Below are 17,861 nucleotides of genomic sequence, written 5' to 3' on the forward strand. Positions count from 1 at the left end.
ATTATTGAACGATGTCTTCCAAGGCTTGAGTATTATTTGCGTCTTACCTTTATCTCAACATGATACTTGAACATAGTCAATCTTTTAACGCTTACTAAAATGTATCGAAGTGTCCAACAAGCTTGCTCGCTATATATAATCAATATCTGATAACAAAGGACGTCGAACGTATGTCTTCAAGATTAACGGTTGGATATAATGAAAATATAAAAGGCTAAAACGGCTTGCAGAAAATGAGGGGTTAAATATAACTGAGTGTACAAGAGTATACTTTAATATATAAGGTTATATCAGCATAAAATCAAGTCTGAAATTGAAGGGTAGACAGATTTAGAGGAGAATAAATAGAAGAATAGACACCATACTTAGAATGTATAGGTATTCTAGAGCAAGCCCATGAACAACTCATCAGGCTCGCTCTACGTCAGGAATTTTTTTAGACATGGAAACAAGAAAAGTAACAAGCAGTAAGAATCGAAGAGGATTTAAAACAAAAATGTACTAAAAATTATTCGCCTTGATGCGGCTCGATCTGAGTCAATAAAGGATAACCTTCACGGTGAGCAAGACTATTGACCTTTTTGGCTTTGGTTTCGGCAATATCTTTTGGATAAATACCCGCAATACCTTTACTACTATTATGAATCGTCAGCATAATCTCAACTGCTGAATCCATACTGTGACGGAATTCAGACTGCAACACATAGACGACGAACTCCATCGGAGTGTAGTTATCGTTGTACATGACCACAGCATACATCGGCGGCTTTGCCACTTCCGGCTCTGCCACCAATACATCAGCTTGCGGGGAGGTTTCACCCTCGGTATTGTCCTCTTGCGCCAAATGCGTTGGCATATTCGGAAAATGCCAATCTGCAACGGTAGGCGTCGATTGAAATATGGTTTGTTTTGTCATAATTAGGATACAAATTAACAGATATGTTTATAACAGAATAAGGGAGAATGAAAAAAATCAGCAGACATGTCGATATATCACGGGGCATAAGACATGAAAGTATTCATACATTAAAAAATAAAAGCTCAATCAAATATTAAACGATTAAGGCTCAATAGGGCTTTCATCAAGCTCTGGTAAATCTAGTAAAGATAATGGCATACTATCGACTTTATCGCCAAGCTTCCAGTCATATAACTGCTCTACTTCTTGACCACCTGCTTTTAAGTTCAGTTTAACCTGCAAAGGTTTAAATCCTACTGGCATCATAAAGCGACCGCGAATACGGGTTATGCCATCGATGGTATAGCTCAATGGTTCTAACGGCACTTCTACAAAATCATTATCATTAAGTAAAGTCAAGGTAGGTTTTAAGCGCTTAGCTTTACCGTCGCTTGCCAGCATGGCCACATCAAAACCATATTCAAAAGCATTTTCAGGTAATGGTTTAATCTTAGCGCCAAGTATTTGTAAAGGCATACCACCTTTCTCACTAAGAAGCTCGGCGTATATTTCATTAAGCTGCGACAATTGTCTATTTTCGACCGTCAATTCCTGTTGGTTTTCGCGCAGCTCTTTCAAGTTTGCCAAACTTATTTCTAATTCCTGCTTAGCGGTAGCCGCTTCATTGGTCGCGATTTTACTGCTAAGACGTAAATCTTTTAACTCTTGCGTCGCTTCTTGGCTAGTAATAACTGCTTGCTTGGCTTCCGTTTGCATCGAATAGTAGCCACGCTGATAACCAAGTTTATGACCAAATGTTAGTCCAACCAATGCTGTCACCAATACCGCCACCACAAATAATGCCAATACTAAAGTAGAAGCTCCTTGCTGTGTACGATTGATACCACGACTACTTATAACTGCGTCATTGTAACGATATTGGAAATAACAGAGATGCGAATCGTGCCCCACATCATAGGAAACAGAGTCTTGACACGAAACACGTGCAGGCTGTTGGCAAAGGCGTGGTGCACTCTTCAAACGCATTTAGACGATATCTCTTAACAATAAAGGCAGGTTATTATAGCGGAATTTATAATCAATACCTAGCATCGTAAATATGAAGGATTTGTTAATAGCTAGACATCTGTTAAGGAACGATAGGAGCGAAGTTTAAGCCCATTGATTCATCGAAACCAAACATCACATTCATATTTTGAACTGCTTGTCCAGCAGCGCCTTTTACCAAATTGTCTTGAACAACTATTACCGTCAGCTCAGCACGCTCATTATCCTGATGGATACCAATACGCAGGCGATTACTGGCACGCACACTGCGCGTATCTGGATAAAGCCCCTTTGGCATTACATCGACAAATGGCTCTGCCGCATAGCTTTTTTCAAACATTTGCTGCCAATCAATAGCCGTTCCCGCCTCTGTAAGCTCTAAATGAATAGAGCTCAGCATGCCGCGTATCATTGGTACAAGATGCGGTAAAAAACGAATACGATGGTCAAACTGACTTTCTAGTAACTGCGCAACGCCCTGCTCAATCTCTGGTAAATGCCGATGTCCTTCAACGCTATAGGCTTTAAAATTGTCGGTGGTTTCCGCATAATTGAGGGCAAGCTTTGCTTGACGACCTGCGCCCGAAACGCCAGATTTTGCATCAATGACGATACGTGATCCAACCAATCTTTCCGCTTGCTGGTTTTGGGCATCAATAATGGGCTTTAAGCCTAAGATAGCGGTGGTTGGATAACAACCAGGGTTGCCGACGACTGATGCATTAACGAGTTTTTCTCGATTGATTTCAGGTAAACCATAAACAGCTGTTTTTAACAATTCAGGACACGCATGAGCCTGCTGATACCAGCGCTCAAACTCAGTTAATGATTGCAAGCGAAAATCTGCCGCCAAATCAATGACCTTTACACCTGCTTCAGTTAACGCCTCTGCTTGCTTCATTGCTACGCCATGCGGGGTAGCAAAAAATACCACATCACATTTTTGTAAGGTAGCAAGCGTATCATCACCTAAGTCACTAAAAACGATATCTGAGATACCGCGTAAACTTGGAAATATCTCATCAGCTCGGGTGCCAGCTTCACTACGTGACGTAAGCAAGTCAATAGACACTTCAGGATGGGCAGATAATAAGCGAATCAGCTCAATTCCTGTATAGCCTGTACCGCCGACAATCGCTGCTGAAATCATAAGATATCCTTTTTCTTTTGATGCGTAACTATCTAGGTTAGGTAGCGAATCTAGACAGCTCTAAGGTCTAAAGTTAACATTAAACCTTATTAGCTGCTAAATATTAGCGCTACTACTAGCACTGTTAAACGCTCGCTTTTTTAATGGTTAGCGGTGTTAAATTTTATAACTTAAATTTTATAGTCATGTACCGCATCGATAAATACTTTGGCATTTTCAGGGTCAACCCACTGGGTAATACCATGACCTAAGTTTGCCACATAACCGGTTTTTTCGCCACTGGCATAAGCACTGTCTAGCATAGCATTGACTTCAGCACGGATGGTCGCAGGCGAGCCGTACAAAGTCGCGGGGTCTAAGTTACCCTGAATAGCTTTACTACTTTGTAGTTTTTTATGTTGTTTGGTCAATTGACGCTGACTTTCTGTCAGCACTTGACGGGCACGATTAATAGGCATCGTCCAGTCGAGCCCCAAAGCATCGGCCTCACTATCGGCTTGCACATCAAGCCAAATACCGCCGCCTTTGGTAAATAGCACGACGGGTATATCAGGATGACGTACTTTTAGTTCAGCGACAATACGCTTATTATAAGCATGCGAGAAATCGACAAATTGACGATGACCCAGTGCTCCGCCCCAGCTATCAAATATTTGTAAGATTTGTGCACCGGCGACCACTTGCGCATCCAAATAATCGATCACCGCTCTTGCTAGTTTGTCTAATAATTGATGTAAAAAATCAGGATTGCTATATAAAAACCCTTTGGTATAGCGATAGTCTTTTGAGCTACCGCCCTCAATCATATAGGTTGCCAATGTCCAAGGGCTACCAGAAAAACCAAATAACGGCACTTGTCCATTCAGCGCTTTACGGATGCTCGTCACCGCACGCATGACATAATCAAGCGAGTCATTCATGTCAAGCACGGGCAATCTGTCTAAATCAGCTTGTGTACGAATGGGATGTTTAAACTTCGGACCTTCACCTGTTTCAAAGTACAACCCCAATCCCATGGCATCAGGAATGGTCAAAATATCACTAAATAAGATGGCGGCGTCTAAGTCGAAACGACGTAAAGGCTGTAAGGTGACCTCGGTCGCACGGGCGGTATCTTTACACAGGCTCATAAAATCACCGGCTTCAGCGCGTGTGGCTTTATATTCTGGTAAATAACGGCCAGCTTGGCGCATCATCCAAACAGGCGTAGTGTCTATGGGCTCAAAGCGGAGTGCTCGTAGCAATCTATCATTTTTTAAAGGCGCAAAGTTCTGCTCAAGCGCATTATTACTGTCTGAAGCACTCATGTACAACTCTCCAAAACGGCCCCGTATTAAATAAAACAACAGAGCTAGATAAAATAAGTAAAAGAAAAGAATAATAAATGCTTATCACACATAGATAGCGGCCTTTAAGTCTGAAAAACGCTATCGTTTTTTGATATTTGCTTTTCCGTTTTAAATACCACTTACTATTAAGCTTTGAAAACACCGACTAGAGCGTGACCGCCATTCAATTGATGGCCATCTAGACAGGCTAAAAATGGCTATGCTGTCAATGCCAAATTGTCTCGATGTACCATGACCACGCGCTCTTCCTTGTTGCCAAGGATTCTATCAAACTGCTCAGTACGTTCACGAGCCACACGGCAAGCGTCACGCGATGAGAAGTTCACTTGACCAACTGCGATACGCTCGCCCGTATCTTGATGCACAATCTCAACCACGTCGCCTTCATCGAAATCGCCGCGGACTTCTACAACACCGACTGGTAATAAGCTTTTGTGATGCTCAACGACCGCTTTTGCAGCGCCCGCATCGACAATTAAAGTACCAGACATTCGTAAATGCGCCGCTAACCATTGTTTACGCGCAATGATTTTATCTTCATCATTTGTAGTCAATAGCGTACCGACGGCTTCACCAGATACCACACGAGTAATCACATCGTCGATAGCACCGCTGACGATAACCGTCGGACAACCACCCATAGCAGCAAGGCGACCGGCACGGATTTTGGTTAGCATACCGCCGCGACCAAGTTTGCCGCCATCGCCAGCAATATCAAATAAATAATCCGCCATCGCTCGCTCTTGGCGAATCATTTTGGCATTCGGATTGTTGCGAGGATTGTCAGTAAAGACACCTTCTTGATCGGTCAGGATAATGTATAAATCAGCATTAACCATCGCCGCGGCCATTGCGCCTAAAGTGTCATTATCGCCGAATTTGATCTCGTCAATGGTAATGGTATCATTTTCATTAATCACTGGCAGCACGCGCCACTCTAACAATTGCGTCAGCGCCCCCGTCGTGTTCAAATAGCGACTACGGCTAGACAAATCATCATGGGTTAGTAGCAGCTGCGAGCTTTGAATACCATGCTGAATCAATGCTGACCACCAAGTTTCAATCAAGCCCATCTGACCGATGGACGCACAGGCTTGTAGCGCCGCTAATTTTCTTGGACGCTCGTCAAGATTCATACGTACCACGCCTTCAGCAACCGCACCTGATGACACTAATAATACTTCCACGCCTTGCTTATGCAGTTTTGCAATCTGCTTTGCCCATTCATAAATGGCAGTTCGATCAAGCCCTCGTCCATTATTGGTTAATAGTGATGAGCCAATCTTGACAATAACGCGCCGAATATCAAAGTTGCGAGCTTGCTTAACAAACCTTGCTTCTTCTGTCGTGTTCTCTATGTCAACTGCCATATAAACTCCTGTTGCTAGGGTAAATGAATTACGTGGATTATATTAAAACTGTACGCCTACCTATGTAAAAACGAAAAATAAACGCTTGTTGATTTAACCTTAGACCTATTTAACCTTAGCGATACTTAAGGAACGTATTCCACTTCAACGCCATCGTCAAAATCGTCATCGTCGTCTAAATTGATGCCTTCACGCGCCGCTTTGCGAGCCGCACGATAGGCTTCACGCTGCGCTTCGGTATTCAAACGCACTTCTGCTTCTAAACGCTCAAAACGTTCTTTTTGGGCTTCGGCAAAAATCGGATCTTCAAGTTCGCGCTCACGCTCACGCTCAATCTCATTCATCAAATGATACTTAATCGCATCAACGCCTTCGCCAGTCAGTGTCGAGGTACGAAATACCATTCCTGACCAGCCAAGCTCAGCCACAATATGCGTACAAAGTTCGTTTAAGTCTTCTTCGGCAACCTGATCGATTTTATTTAATACCAAAATCTGTGGCAAGTTAGCCAATTCAGGCGAAAAACGCTCAAGCTCATTTAAGATAACGCGAGCGTTTTCTATTGGGTCACTGCCATCAATCGGTTTTACATCAACCAAGTGTAGCAGACGACGCGTGCGAGCGACATGTTTTAAAAAACGAATACCAAGTCCGGCACCTTCTGAAGCACCTTCGATTAAACCTGGAATATCTGCCATCACAAATGAGCGATGACGACCGATATCTACCACGCCTAAATTTGGCACTAAAGTGGTAAATGGATAATCGGCAACCTTGGGTCTGGCCGCAGAAACCTGACGAATAAAGGTAGATTTACCCGCATTAGGCAAACCAACTAAACCGACGTCAGCAACTACTTTTAGCTCAAACTTAAGCACTTTCAACTCGCCTTCAAAACCTGAAGTGGCTTTGCGCGGTGCTTGATTGGTCGAGCTTTTAAAATGGGTATTTCCCAAACCACCATCGCCACCTTTGGCAATCAATAACGTCTGACCAATTTCAATCAAGTCGCCTAAAACTTCGTCGGTTTCGGTATCGACTACAGTTGTTCCGATTGGAACTGGCAAATAGATGTCGTCAGACCCTTTACCTGAACAGTTCTTACTGTGGCCGTTTTCACCGCGCATAGCGTCATAACGACGGGTATAACGATAATCCACTAGAGTATTGGTATTGTCATCGGCAATGACATAGACGTCTCCGCCTTTACCACCGTCGCCACCATCAGGGCCACCGCGTGGGACATACTTTTCTCGGCGAAAACTGGCGATTCCGTTACCACCGTCACCTGCTTTTACCGTTACGACGGCTTCATCAATAAATCGCATCTTACGTTCCTTTATTTACCATCCAGTTTATAAACTGGTCACAGTCGGCGACTGTATTTTAAGTAGTAGCTATTTGTTTGGGAAATGATATGTTTGGGTAGTTATAAAAAACTTACTAAGTATAAATAATTCTTTAAAAATAATATTAACTAGAATTCAACGCTACTCTTAGTATTTATCATGACATAGCACTTTCCATGACAACAACACCCGATAACCATTCGGACTATCAGGTGTTTGAGTAATGCCGTTAACGATTTACACCGATTTATCTATGATAAAACTTACTGCTGAATAGCTATTTTACCTTAGCATTTTATCTAAATGGAAATAGCTAAAATAGCAGCTGTGCAATATTTTACGCTGGGATTTGCGTATAGCTGATGCCAGCCATTTGCGTTGCCAAGCGTAATACCTGAGTGCTATAGCCGACTTCATTGTCATACCAAATGTAAACGATAGCATGATTTTCTGTCAAAATCGTCGCTTGGGCATCAACAATACCGACATGCGTATCACCGACAAAGTCAGTCGATACCGCTTCAGTAGAATCCGTATAAGCAATTTGTGTCTGCCACTGACTGCTATTAGATACTTTACGCATAAATTCATTTAACGCATCAGCACTAGTAGGTGCTGTTTTAAGGTTTAAGTTTAAAATCGCTAAGCTGACGTTTGGCGTTGGTACACGAATAGCATTACCCGTTAATTTACCGCCAAGCTCTGGTAGTGCTTTACCAACTGCTTTTGCCGCGCCGGTACTGGTGATAACCATGTTCAATACCGCACTGCGACCGCGGCGATCGGATTTATGATAGTTATCAATTAAGTTTTGATCGTTAGTGAACGAGTGAATGGTTTCAACGTGACCGTTTTCAATACCGTACTCATCATTCAATACTTTTAGCGTTGGCGTGATTGCGTTAGTGGTGCAACTTGCTGCACTGACGATGCTGTCATCACCAACCGTATCGTTATTTACGCCATAAACGACATTTTTAATATCGCCACCAGCAGGAGCCGTTAGCAATACTTTTTTCACACCAGTCGATTGCAAGTGCTTGCCAAGACCGGCTTCATCCTTCCAAATACCTGTGTTATCAATCACTAACGCATCATTGATACCATAAGCAGTATAATCAATTTCACTTGGGTCTTTGGCATAGATAACCTGCACAAAGCGGCCATTGATAATCAAACCGTTATTTTCATTATCAACAACCACCCCGCCAGCGAAGCCACCATGGATTGAGTCACGCTCAAGCAATGAGGCACGCTTAGCCAAATCACCTGCTGCTGCTGGACGGACAACAATGGCTTTTAGTTGTAAGCCTTTGGCACTTGACGCTTGTGACAACAATAAACGCGTCAAAATACGGCCAATACGACCAAAGCCATATAGAACGACGTCAGACGCGCCATTAGCCGCATCATTACTATTGTTAATAGATTGCAAAGCCGTTTGCAAATCATTGTCATTAGCAATCAGCTGACCTACATCGATTCGCGCTGTTTGGATGTTTTTATTTTCTGCAAGCGTCTTAACCATCGCCAATGTATCCGCGATGTCGATAGATTTAGCCTCTTTATCACGTAGTGCTACTTTTTGATGCAAAGCCAATATTTGACCGACAGACGTCGTATTTAGCGCATCGCCAAACAAAGTCACTTGCACATCTTGCTCATTATAAAGCTTATTTAATAGCCCCATGAGCTCAATGGCTTGTTGCTCTTGTTGGTTATAATTGCTCAAGTGGTCTTGATGTAATTGGCGTAAGGTATCAGCGTTGCTCACGAGAAACATCCTTCTGGTCAGTAATTAGGTAATCAGTAAAGTAGAAAGAAATATGAATAGATAGGTCATCATTAATTTAGGTAATGATCTTAAAACGATAATGCTCGACGCTTACTACAATGATTATCCTCACAGTTTTTATCGTCGTAGTGTTTAGATGAGGGAGATTTTAGCCTAAAACGCCCTATTTTGCTAGTGATAACCGAATTTGTCAAACTTATAGCGTTTTTTACGATTTTATCATTTGCTTAATAAAAATAAAGTCAACCTATGCAGCTAACCCATTTTTAATTGACTAAAACCTCTCCCAAAATATGACGAATATAAAACATTTATATGGCTACGACGTCTTTATGGAACCAGCTTCACCGTTTGATTACTTTGCGGGGTGAGCTTAAACTCTTTTAAATCATAGCCCTGATTTTGCGCAATCTGACGATATTTCGCATAAGTTTTTTGGCTTACATTTGGTGAGCGAGCCAGCAGCCATAAATAGTCTTTATCCGGCGTGCCTACCAATGCTGTTTTGTAGTCGGCATCACGGGCAAGCACCCAATAATCAGCACGGCCGACGGGCACCCAACGAATCCACGACGGTAAAAAAGTAACCTTTAACTTACTGCCAGTGCCATCTGCTGGTTTGGCTAAACCTTCAGCCGTAATTGCTGAACCGTCTTGCGCTTTGCATTGATTGATCACTTTTATGCCTGAGCCGTCGGTTTTTTCAATATAAGTTGCCGTCACATCACTGGCACAATTACGCTGAAAATACATCGGTAAACGCCCTATTTCATACCAAGTGCCCGCGTATTTTTTTAGATCAACGCTATCGACTGTGGTTGGGGTTTTGGCAGACTTATGAATAATAGCGCTCGGTTTAATAGATAAAGTCTCGGTGGTGGTTTTATCCGTGGTCGCATTAGCGGTCACGTCAACTTTAGCCGCTGCATCAATAGGTGGCGTTGCCGCATACGCTGAAAACGCCGCCAGCGGTATAATAATTGCCAAGGCAATACCTGTATGCTTGATGAGACCATTCATGAATACACGCTCTGGTATCTTTGTTAGACCTGTATCTTCAGCCTCACTTGCTTCAGAGGTGATAGGGCTATCAGACTTATTCTTTTTTAATGGCCTTTTAACTGCGCCATCTGCTGCTACATCAACGCTTATATCCGTCGTCTTTTGCACTTTTTGATAATGATGGGCTTTTTTGTATCCACTGCTACTTTGTGAACTGCTACTTTGTGAATCGTTGCTTTGTAATTTTTGAGCGCTTTGTGCGTCTTCTTTATTGTTATTATTGCTTTTCTGAATCACTGCAGACTCTGGCGCCGTAGGAATGCTTTTCTTAATGTTTTTATAGCCAAATTCGTTGTTTATTGCCGATTTAACTGGCGCCAAATTATTTACTGACACGATATCAGAGCTGTCACTATGATAGCTGGCATCGTTACTGGCATTACTTGTTTGCGAACCATTCTTTGTATTGAGATAACCTTTATTTAAATAGTCTTTATCAAGATAATGCTGACTTGGCTGGCTAGTCTGCTTTGATTGAGAACCAGCTGCCTGAGAATCAGGCCATGCTGACTTAGGTAACTTATTGGTTTTCATAGGAGTACCATTCATTAATAGTGATAGTTAAAAATTCTTCATATATCAAATTTTATATTGATTAACTAAGTATGAAATAATTCTCAATAATCACTTTAGATATAAAAGAGGAATGACTGAAAATTAAATACTGTTATAACCTATATTTACTATACCTTCTAAGCGGCGCTGCGATGAATAAAATAACGATAGATAAGAAGTGTTTAGATAGATGAATTTCTGATAAACCGCTCTTAACAAGTTGATTCAGCGCCCTTTGATAATTTGAAGATTTATATTAATGGCAAAGCTGTGCTAAAAACAGTGTAGCAATGTAGGAAAACGCAACGGTTTGTAAGTAATTCTGTATTTGTGGCATACAATAAATACATAGTTACGGAGTGTAAAAACAGATTTAAAATCAGTGATTTGTCATCATTTAAACCATACCTGTAGCTAGCTTTGCATCTGGTTTTGGCTTTGTCCTTTTACCTAATTTTCTGGTTTAATGTTGGTTTTTAAAACGCCTCTATAATAATGAAAAAATCACCTTAAATACTACTGAAAAAACTGACGAATCCCAGCAACTGCCACGCCGCCATAATGCTCCGCTTGCTTACTCATCTCTGGTGATAAACCACCTAAACCAATCACTGGCATATCTGCTAACGCCGCTAACTCTGCCCAAGTCTGCCAACCAAGCGGAGCCGTTTCAGGATGGCTCTGAGTGGCTAAAACTGGCGACAAGAAAATACCGATGACGGGTGATAATTGCTGTTGTAAACGCGCGCGTGCTAACTTGTTAGCCGCGTAAATACTTTCAGCATCGTGGCAACTGACGATTAGCGGATAACCTATAGAATAGTTTGAAGAGGTGCCGCATTGAGAGACGCTATTTTTATAATCAACATTATTATTAATATCACTCGACCAGCGCATAAGCTGCGTCTGGGTTAAATGCTCTGCTACAATTTGGCAGTTTACGACTTCTTTACGTGCTGGGTTGCTTTCAAATTCAGCAGGCACAATCGCCTGAATATCAGGACGCGAGTTCAGCAACTGCTTGACTGCTTTATTTGAATCTATGGCTTTTAGTCGGACATAAACCCACGCGCCATGCGCTAAATGCGCTTCTTGATATTGTAACCACGCTGCTGCTGGATGAGCTGCCTCACTAAAATGAGCTAACGGATAGGTAATGGTTATCTGTTGCGGTAAGCGCAGCCACTCAAGAATGGTCTTATTAGCAGCTGGTAACTCGAAATCTCCCGCTAGTAGCCTCGGCTTATCCACCCATGTTAGCGTCTGCCCTTCTAAACCTTGCTCACAATCTTTATGCTGCTCATACTGCTTTGCTGTCAACGCCACCTTATAAACCTGCAAGCAAACTTGCTTATCACCATAGTCGTGATGTAACCGACCAAGCTTCACGGCGCTATTACTAGCAATAACAATACCTGTCTCTTCAGCGACTTCACGTATCAGTGCTTGCTTAGCCGTTTCATTGACATCTATCTTGCCGCCTACAAACTCGTAACGATTGCCTTGATGTTGAAAGGCATCTCTAAACCCCAGCAAATACTGATCCTGATAATAAATGACCGCTACCGCTACATTAACGACGGTCACTGGTCTATTCGTGCTTGCCTTGTTTGTGCCTGCCTCGTTTATATCTGATGAGTTGTTAATCAAAGTGTTTGAATGACTGATCATCCGAGTGTCCTTTATTAAAAGTAAAAGGTTGCTGTTTTGGGTTATAAATTGGGCTATAACTTTTGCCGCCTTTATAAATAAGGCGTTATATAAGTTTACATAATAGTTGCAATTTATTTTACAAATTGGCTTGCAAAAGCCTTCAATGTAAATGATAATTATTATCGTTAATAACTTATTTATATCACTGTTTTGCACTCAACTATTTTATCAAAAGGAATTTACTATGAGCATGGTCATCTCTCGTTATTTAAACTGCCGCGAAAATCGCTTACCTACGTTACAGTCACAACATCTGTTTGCGCTAACTAAAGAGGTACGAATTGAGCATGAAGGCGAAGAATATCGCTTACGCTTAACGCGTAATAACCGCTTAATTTTAACCAAATAAATAAGCTGCCAGCCTCATAAAAAAACGCCTTTATCAAAAGGCGTTTTTTATTGGCTCAAACTAACTTTTTATTAGATCAAACTAATTAAGGCGTGTCCTAAATAATCTACTGTTAACGAAAAATTTTAAGACTAGAATTGCCAACTATAAACCACGTCCACCGCATTTTCCGCCGCTGAGGTTGCTTCCACATAAATGCGGCGCGTCAGCTGATAACGGACAGATAGGCTGTTTTGAGCATTAAACACCCCAACCCCATAGCGAATATATAAGTCAGGGGTCACGTAACCGGTGACGTTGACGTTGGTATCATCACTACTTCCTGAAGCATCAACCGTCAAACTTTGAAAGCCGAACGCTTGACCTATCTGATTGGTTAGGGACCGTGTACCGCTGAGACCAAAGCTCAATCCTGCTGCTGCCAGATTATTGGTGACCTGCGATTTAAAGCCTTGCTCACTGATTTGGGTTGCACTCTTATTATTAATTCGGCCCGTTACCAAGGCATTCATTGCTTGCTGCTGGGTGAGACCAGCATTGTTAAAGACAATAATATTTGGATTTTCTGTATTGCCTTTAACGCGCACGCCGACTGTTTTACCACTAATGGTTTTCACTGCCTCGATACTAAGATTGGGTTTCATCACATCGCCATTAAAACGTACTTGACCGTAATTAAGCTCTAGGCTCTGGCCAAAGATGTTGACATTGGTACGACGAGCCACTTGGACGACGCCTTTGGCACGCATAATGCCAGTGCCATTTTGAGTCACATTAATCGCGCCTGCTAAAGGAATCACCGCGCCAAAACCACGGAAGTTGATATCGTCGCCTAAGTCAACACCAATATCGGCATTGATTGACCAGGGTTTTGAGAGGGCCAAAACCTCGTCAATATTACCAATTAAACGGCGATCGAGCACGACAGCGTCTTCGGTTTGGGTAATGATGTCTTCACTGGCTTCTGGTGGACGAATGGTCGCTGACGGCACACTGACAGCGCCCGTAATATTGACATAACGGTCGCCTGGTCGCACGATGATGTCGATATCAGGGTTGATTTCAGCGACCAATAATGGCGGCTGGGTTAATATCAAACGCTTGCCAATAATGCTTAGCTTAGCCTGCAATTTTTGTTGCCAATTAACCGTTCCGGTCAGCGTGCCTGCGCCCGTACCACTATTAAACTTGCCTGCAATGGTCGCTTGCGTGCCGCGAATTTTGGCATCCGCATTGACTTTGGTTAAATTGATGGGCAAGTCAAGCATCGCAATACGGCCGTCAGCCAGCTTAACATCCCCATAAAACTGCGGCTTATCGAGCGTTCCCCCTAGGCCCCCTGCCATAGTGATATTGCCTTCAAGCACGCGCATTCCGGGGAAGAATGGCTTAAATATTGCTAAATTAAGCTCATTAAGCACCAGCGCACCCGAGATAGGTTTCGGCGTTTTATAAGGGTTGACGATGACTTCGGCATAGCCACGCGCGCCGCGGCCAGTATTGATATCCGTACGCAGCTTAATACCTTCAGGAACGGACAAAGCAATAACGGACACGCGTTTATAAGGCAAGGTAACCGGCTGACTATCGCCATCTTGAATCAAGCCGATTTTACCGTTGTCAGAGTATAAGGTAGTATTAATCGTCGGCGGACGACCATGTTGCCAACCGACAATCGCTTTACCATTAATCTTGGCTTGCCAATCAATATCTTTTGGTAAAAAGACCGAAAACAGCGACGTATCCAAATTTTGTACGGCTAAATTGACCTGACCGCTGGCTGGTGAGGCAATTAAGTTTTCACGTAAACACAGCTTGCCCGTTTGGTCAGTCGCTTGCCAACAGTGAGCAGCTAATTGAACTTTTAAGTCTGTTGAATTATTACCTTGTTTTTTAGGTAAATTGACAATCAATTGCGCAGGCTGAAGTTGATTTAACGTCGCATATTTTGATTTGAGTCGGCCTTTACCAATGACGCCTGACCAACTGAGCTTATCGCGATTAAAACCGCCTTTAAGCCTAGCTGAGATAGCAAGCTCATCATTCGCCACCTCAAGATCGACCACATGCGCCTGCTCCGTGCCATTAAAGGTTGCATAAACCTTTTTAAAACTTTGCCCCGCCGCATCCAAACCTTCAGCGCTAATAATGAGCTGACTTGGACTGTTGGCCAAATTGACCAGCTTGCCGCGAATACGACCTTGACGCAAAATAAAGCCTGGCAACGCAAGGCGTTCACCAACCAAATCAATATAAATCGTTGGTAGCGCCTGTCCTACTGGTTGCGATAAGGTGAGCCCGCCCGTCACTTTACCCGCCAGCTTGTCTGAGAGCTGATCGAGACTGGTGATATTAATCTTAGCTTGTAGCTGTTTGGCATTACCATTGGCAGTGAGATAATTATCGCCCCAACGCAGTACCAAATTATTGGCATTTAAGCTGTCGATTAAGGCGTTGACTTGCTGATACTGCGCCTGTGCATCTTGTGCTTGTAAGCGCTTAAAATAACTGGTTAAGTCTTTTGGTAAATGCATCTTCGCTGTCAAACTGCCTTTAGCACTAAGCGGTTGCCCTTTTAACATACCACTTAGGTTAACTTGTTTGATATTAATAATTTGTTGATTATCGCTCCAGCGTCCATCGGTATCGATGGTGCCAGTAATGGTACTGGGAATCTCTTTAAAGAAATAGCCCAAGTTAAAGCGGTTCATCACCGCATTAATATCCCAAGCGATACCTCGACGCACATCAACCGTACCGTTAGCATCTATACTGCCTGCTGCGCCCACATGACGGAAACGCTTAATTCGAATAATCTGCGCATCACCGCTGGCATCAATGGTGAGTTTACCCGCTGGTAATTGCTCAGCGTCTAATATGCCGTCAAAATTTACCGCAAAGTTTTTTAGTTGCCCTTTAGCATTGTTTTTGTTTTTCGGGGCGGTTTGCCATACCCCTCTGGTTTTTAAGTCTCCGGTGATAATGGCCGCGTTATTTGGTAAAAAATAACCGAGGTTAAACTTGTCGAAGCGACCATCGACAGTCCAGCCGATGTTCTGACGGAGGTCAATGACGCCATTAGCTTGTACTGCGCCCGCTTCACCATTATAGTTAAGCTTGCGAATACGAATCAGCTTTGGCGTGCCAGCGGCATCAATCGATAAGCGTCCTTTTGGAACATCAGCGGTATCAATGTGACCATCGAAACGAGCATCAAAGACAGATAGCTCGCCGCTGATAATATCGACACTGGCATCACCGCCGCCTGTGATACCAATAGCACGGCTATCTTGGCTGGCATCAAGGTTTGCTTTCAAATCGGTATTAGTAAAGCTAATAATGTGACGCTGACCTTTGACGCGATTTTTACTGATATTGAGCAGTCGTCCGCGCGCACTGATATGTCCTGTTAAACGCTCAAGCGGCAAATCACTACGATATTGTTTAGGTAATAAGCCATTGGTACGCGCATCAATTTGCCACGTTAGCGGACGTTTTTTGCTGGCCAGTTGAATCTGCCCTGTGCCTGATAAATCGCCCACGATGCCTTTATAGTTAAGACGATTGATATTGATAACATCGCCTGCTTTACGGACACGAACATCATAGTTGCCTTTGGGGGCAGCATTTAGCTCATTAATGACTGCATTACCATCGACCGATAAGTTTGAGCCGCGAATGATGACATCCGCTTGTCCGCTTGGACTGTCAATATTGCCGATATTGGGGACATTGCGGCGCACAAGGTTCTGCCATTTGGCATCGATATACCAAGGCGCGACTTGATTAGATTTGGCGGCTCGACCACGGGCGAGCGTTTTGCCACGAACGATATTGGCATTGAGATGTTCGCCGTCACGCTGACGCAAATCTGCATCCATCTCTAGATTGCCCGCTTTGTTTTTATACTGATAATGAACCGATAGTCGACCATTAAGCTTTTGCGGCGCATAAGCTTTAAAATCTGCATACTCGTTAGGAATCGCACGACGAATATCAAAATTCGTTCCGGTGGCGCGGACTTTGGCATCAAAGCTGTTTTGCCAATCTAAAATACCTTGCAATATCAAGTTGCCAGCTGGCACTTGCGCATCCAAGCGATCAACGCGTAGCTGACTATTGGCAATGATACCACGACCTTGATAGTGGCCCGATGGAATGTCTTTGGCGGTCAGTTCAGTATTGATACGCAGACGTATCTCTGAGATGACGCCCGATGCCGTCGCCATCCCACTTTTTAGGTGAATATTTTGGCTGTCTGCATAAGGAATCAAAATATCATCCCATTCTAGCTTCGCTTGAAACGGCGAGTCCTTATCCAAGCCCTGAACCACAAAATCACCGCTGACATCGCTGTCATTATAGCGGCTACGTACTTTACCAATGGTGCGTTTTAACGTGCCCGTTGCGGTGATGTTTAGTGGATCAATATAGGCTTTTTCTAGCGCACTCACCTCGACAATAGCGCTCAAATCTAAAGGGTAGTCGCCTTGTAGATCCGCCTGACCTTTTAAAGCACTGACTTTAACAATATCAGCATATTGTAATTTACTGCGGCCGACCGTCACCGTACTACCGACCCACGTCAAATCATGCCCTTCAATGTCATGCACGACGATAGGATCTTTGGTCACTTGTTTATAAGTAATGGTTTTTATTTTTGCCTGATCAAAACGTAGATTAACCGGCAAACTAAGGGTTCGATAATCAAACGGCTCGCCCGTTGGCGGCTTATTATTGATAATCTCAATGGTTTGGATATCGGCATCGCGAAGATGCACTTCTTTAGCAAACACCGCGCGCCAACCTATTTTGACATAAGCCTTGTCTACCAATATCTCAAGGTCTTCGTTCGCTTGGATATCAATATCAGTCACCCAAATACCATCGCGCAAATTACCACGACCATATTTAAACTTGATACCCGTCTCGGCACTGATTTTTTCTAAAATGAATTTTGTGCCAGATTCCGTACCAACCGCATATAAAAATATAGCGAACATGATCGCCAGTACAATAAGAATAAGTACCGTTAGTTTGAGCAAAAAAGACAGTGGATACCAACGTCTGACGGCGCGGGCATCGCGCTCTGCTGGATCTTCATCCGAGGGCTTATTTGGCGGGGTATTTTTGGTCAACATGACACTCAGCTATGTTAAAGAACGATTACCAGCAAGCGCTAGAATGAAAAATTAAGACTTTT

General features: G+C 43.1%; 11 protein-coding genes. 1 reads left to right on the forward strand and 10 read right to left on the reverse strand.

Features of this window, described 5'->3' with window-relative positions; all coding sequences use genetic code 11:
• Positions 1-508: 508 nt before the first annotated feature.
• From B4K26_RS09505 to B4K26_RS09545, 9 genes are all read right to left on the reverse strand, one after another.
• Entirely contained in the window at positions 509-916 is a 408-nt protein-coding gene (locus B4K26_RS09505; RefSeq protein WP_296245104.1) for an ATP-dependent Clp protease adaptor ClpS, read from the reverse strand.
• 144 nt (positions 917-1,060) lie between these two features.
• The gene (locus tag B4K26_RS09510; RefSeq protein ID WP_296245107.1) at positions 1,061-1,945 is read right to left on the reverse strand and encodes a hypothetical protein; all 885 of its coding nucleotides are present in this window, start codon (positions 1,943-1,945) and stop codon (positions 1,061-1,063) included.
• Positions 1,946-2,048: 103 nt separating this feature from the next.
• On the reverse strand, positions 2,049-3,116 hold the full coding sequence (gene argC / locus B4K26_RS09515) for an N-acetyl-gamma-glutamyl-phosphate reductase (protein ID WP_296245110.1): 1,068 nt from the start codon (positions 3,114-3,116) through the stop codon (positions 2,049-2,051).
• Positions 3,117-3,286: 170 nt separating this feature from the next.
• On the reverse strand, positions 3,287-4,423 hold the full coding sequence (gene hemE, locus B4K26_RS09520) for a uroporphyrinogen decarboxylase (protein ID WP_296245112.1): 1,137 nt from the start codon (positions 4,421-4,423) through the stop codon (positions 3,287-3,289).
• 239 nt (positions 4,424-4,662) lie between these two features.
• Positions 4,663-5,835 carry a glutamate 5-kinase gene (gene proB, locus B4K26_RS09525; protein ID WP_296245114.1) on the reverse strand — a complete coding sequence of 391 codons (1,173 nt, stop codon included), beginning with the start codon at positions 5,833-5,835 and terminating at the stop codon, positions 4,663-4,665.
• Between the two features lie 125 nt (positions 5,836-5,960).
• Positions 5,961-7,163 carry an Obg family GTPase CgtA gene (gene cgtA, locus B4K26_RS09530; RefSeq protein WP_296245116.1) on the reverse strand — a complete coding sequence of 401 codons (1,203 nt, stop codon included), beginning with the start codon at positions 7,161-7,163 and terminating at the stop codon, positions 5,961-5,963.
• A 358-nt stretch (positions 7,164-7,521) separates the two neighbouring features.
• Positions 7,522-8,967: a glyceraldehyde-3-phosphate dehydrogenase gene (locus tag B4K26_RS09535; protein WP_296245118.1), complete on the reverse strand. Its 1,446-nt coding sequence runs from the start codon at positions 8,965-8,967 to the stop codon at positions 7,522-7,524.
• A 342-nt stretch (positions 8,968-9,309) separates the two neighbouring features.
• Positions 9,310-10,575: a lipocalin family protein gene (locus B4K26_RS09540; protein WP_296245121.1), complete on the reverse strand. Its 1,266-nt coding sequence runs from the start codon at positions 10,573-10,575 to the stop codon at positions 9,310-9,312.
• A 537-nt stretch (positions 10,576-11,112) separates the two neighbouring features.
• Positions 11,113-12,267 carry an NUDIX domain-containing protein gene (locus tag B4K26_RS09545; protein ID WP_296245123.1) on the reverse strand — a complete coding sequence of 385 codons (1,155 nt, stop codon included), beginning with the start codon at positions 12,265-12,267 and terminating at the stop codon, positions 11,113-11,115.
• A 232-nt stretch (positions 12,268-12,499) separates the two neighbouring features.
• Between B4K26_RS09545 and hemP the strand changes: the two genes are divergently transcribed.
• Positions 12,500-12,658: a hemin uptake protein HemP gene (gene hemP / locus B4K26_RS09550; protein ID WP_227672156.1), complete on the forward strand. Its 159-nt coding sequence runs from the start codon at positions 12,500-12,502 to the stop codon at positions 12,656-12,658.
• A gap of 131 nt (positions 12,659-12,789) precedes the next feature.
• Here the strand turns inward: hemP and B4K26_RS09555 are convergent, their stop codons facing one another.
• Complete coding sequence (locus B4K26_RS09555) at positions 12,790-17,799, reverse strand: translocation/assembly module TamB domain-containing protein (RefSeq protein WP_296245127.1); 5,010 nt, start codon at positions 17,797-17,799, stop codon at positions 12,790-12,792.
• Between the last annotated feature and the right edge of the window lie 62 nt (positions 17,800-17,861).

This window comes from Psychrobacter sp. UBA6766 (genome assembly GCF_002453355.1).
Lineage (GTDB): Bacteria > Pseudomonadota > Gammaproteobacteria > Pseudomonadales > Moraxellaceae > Psychrobacter.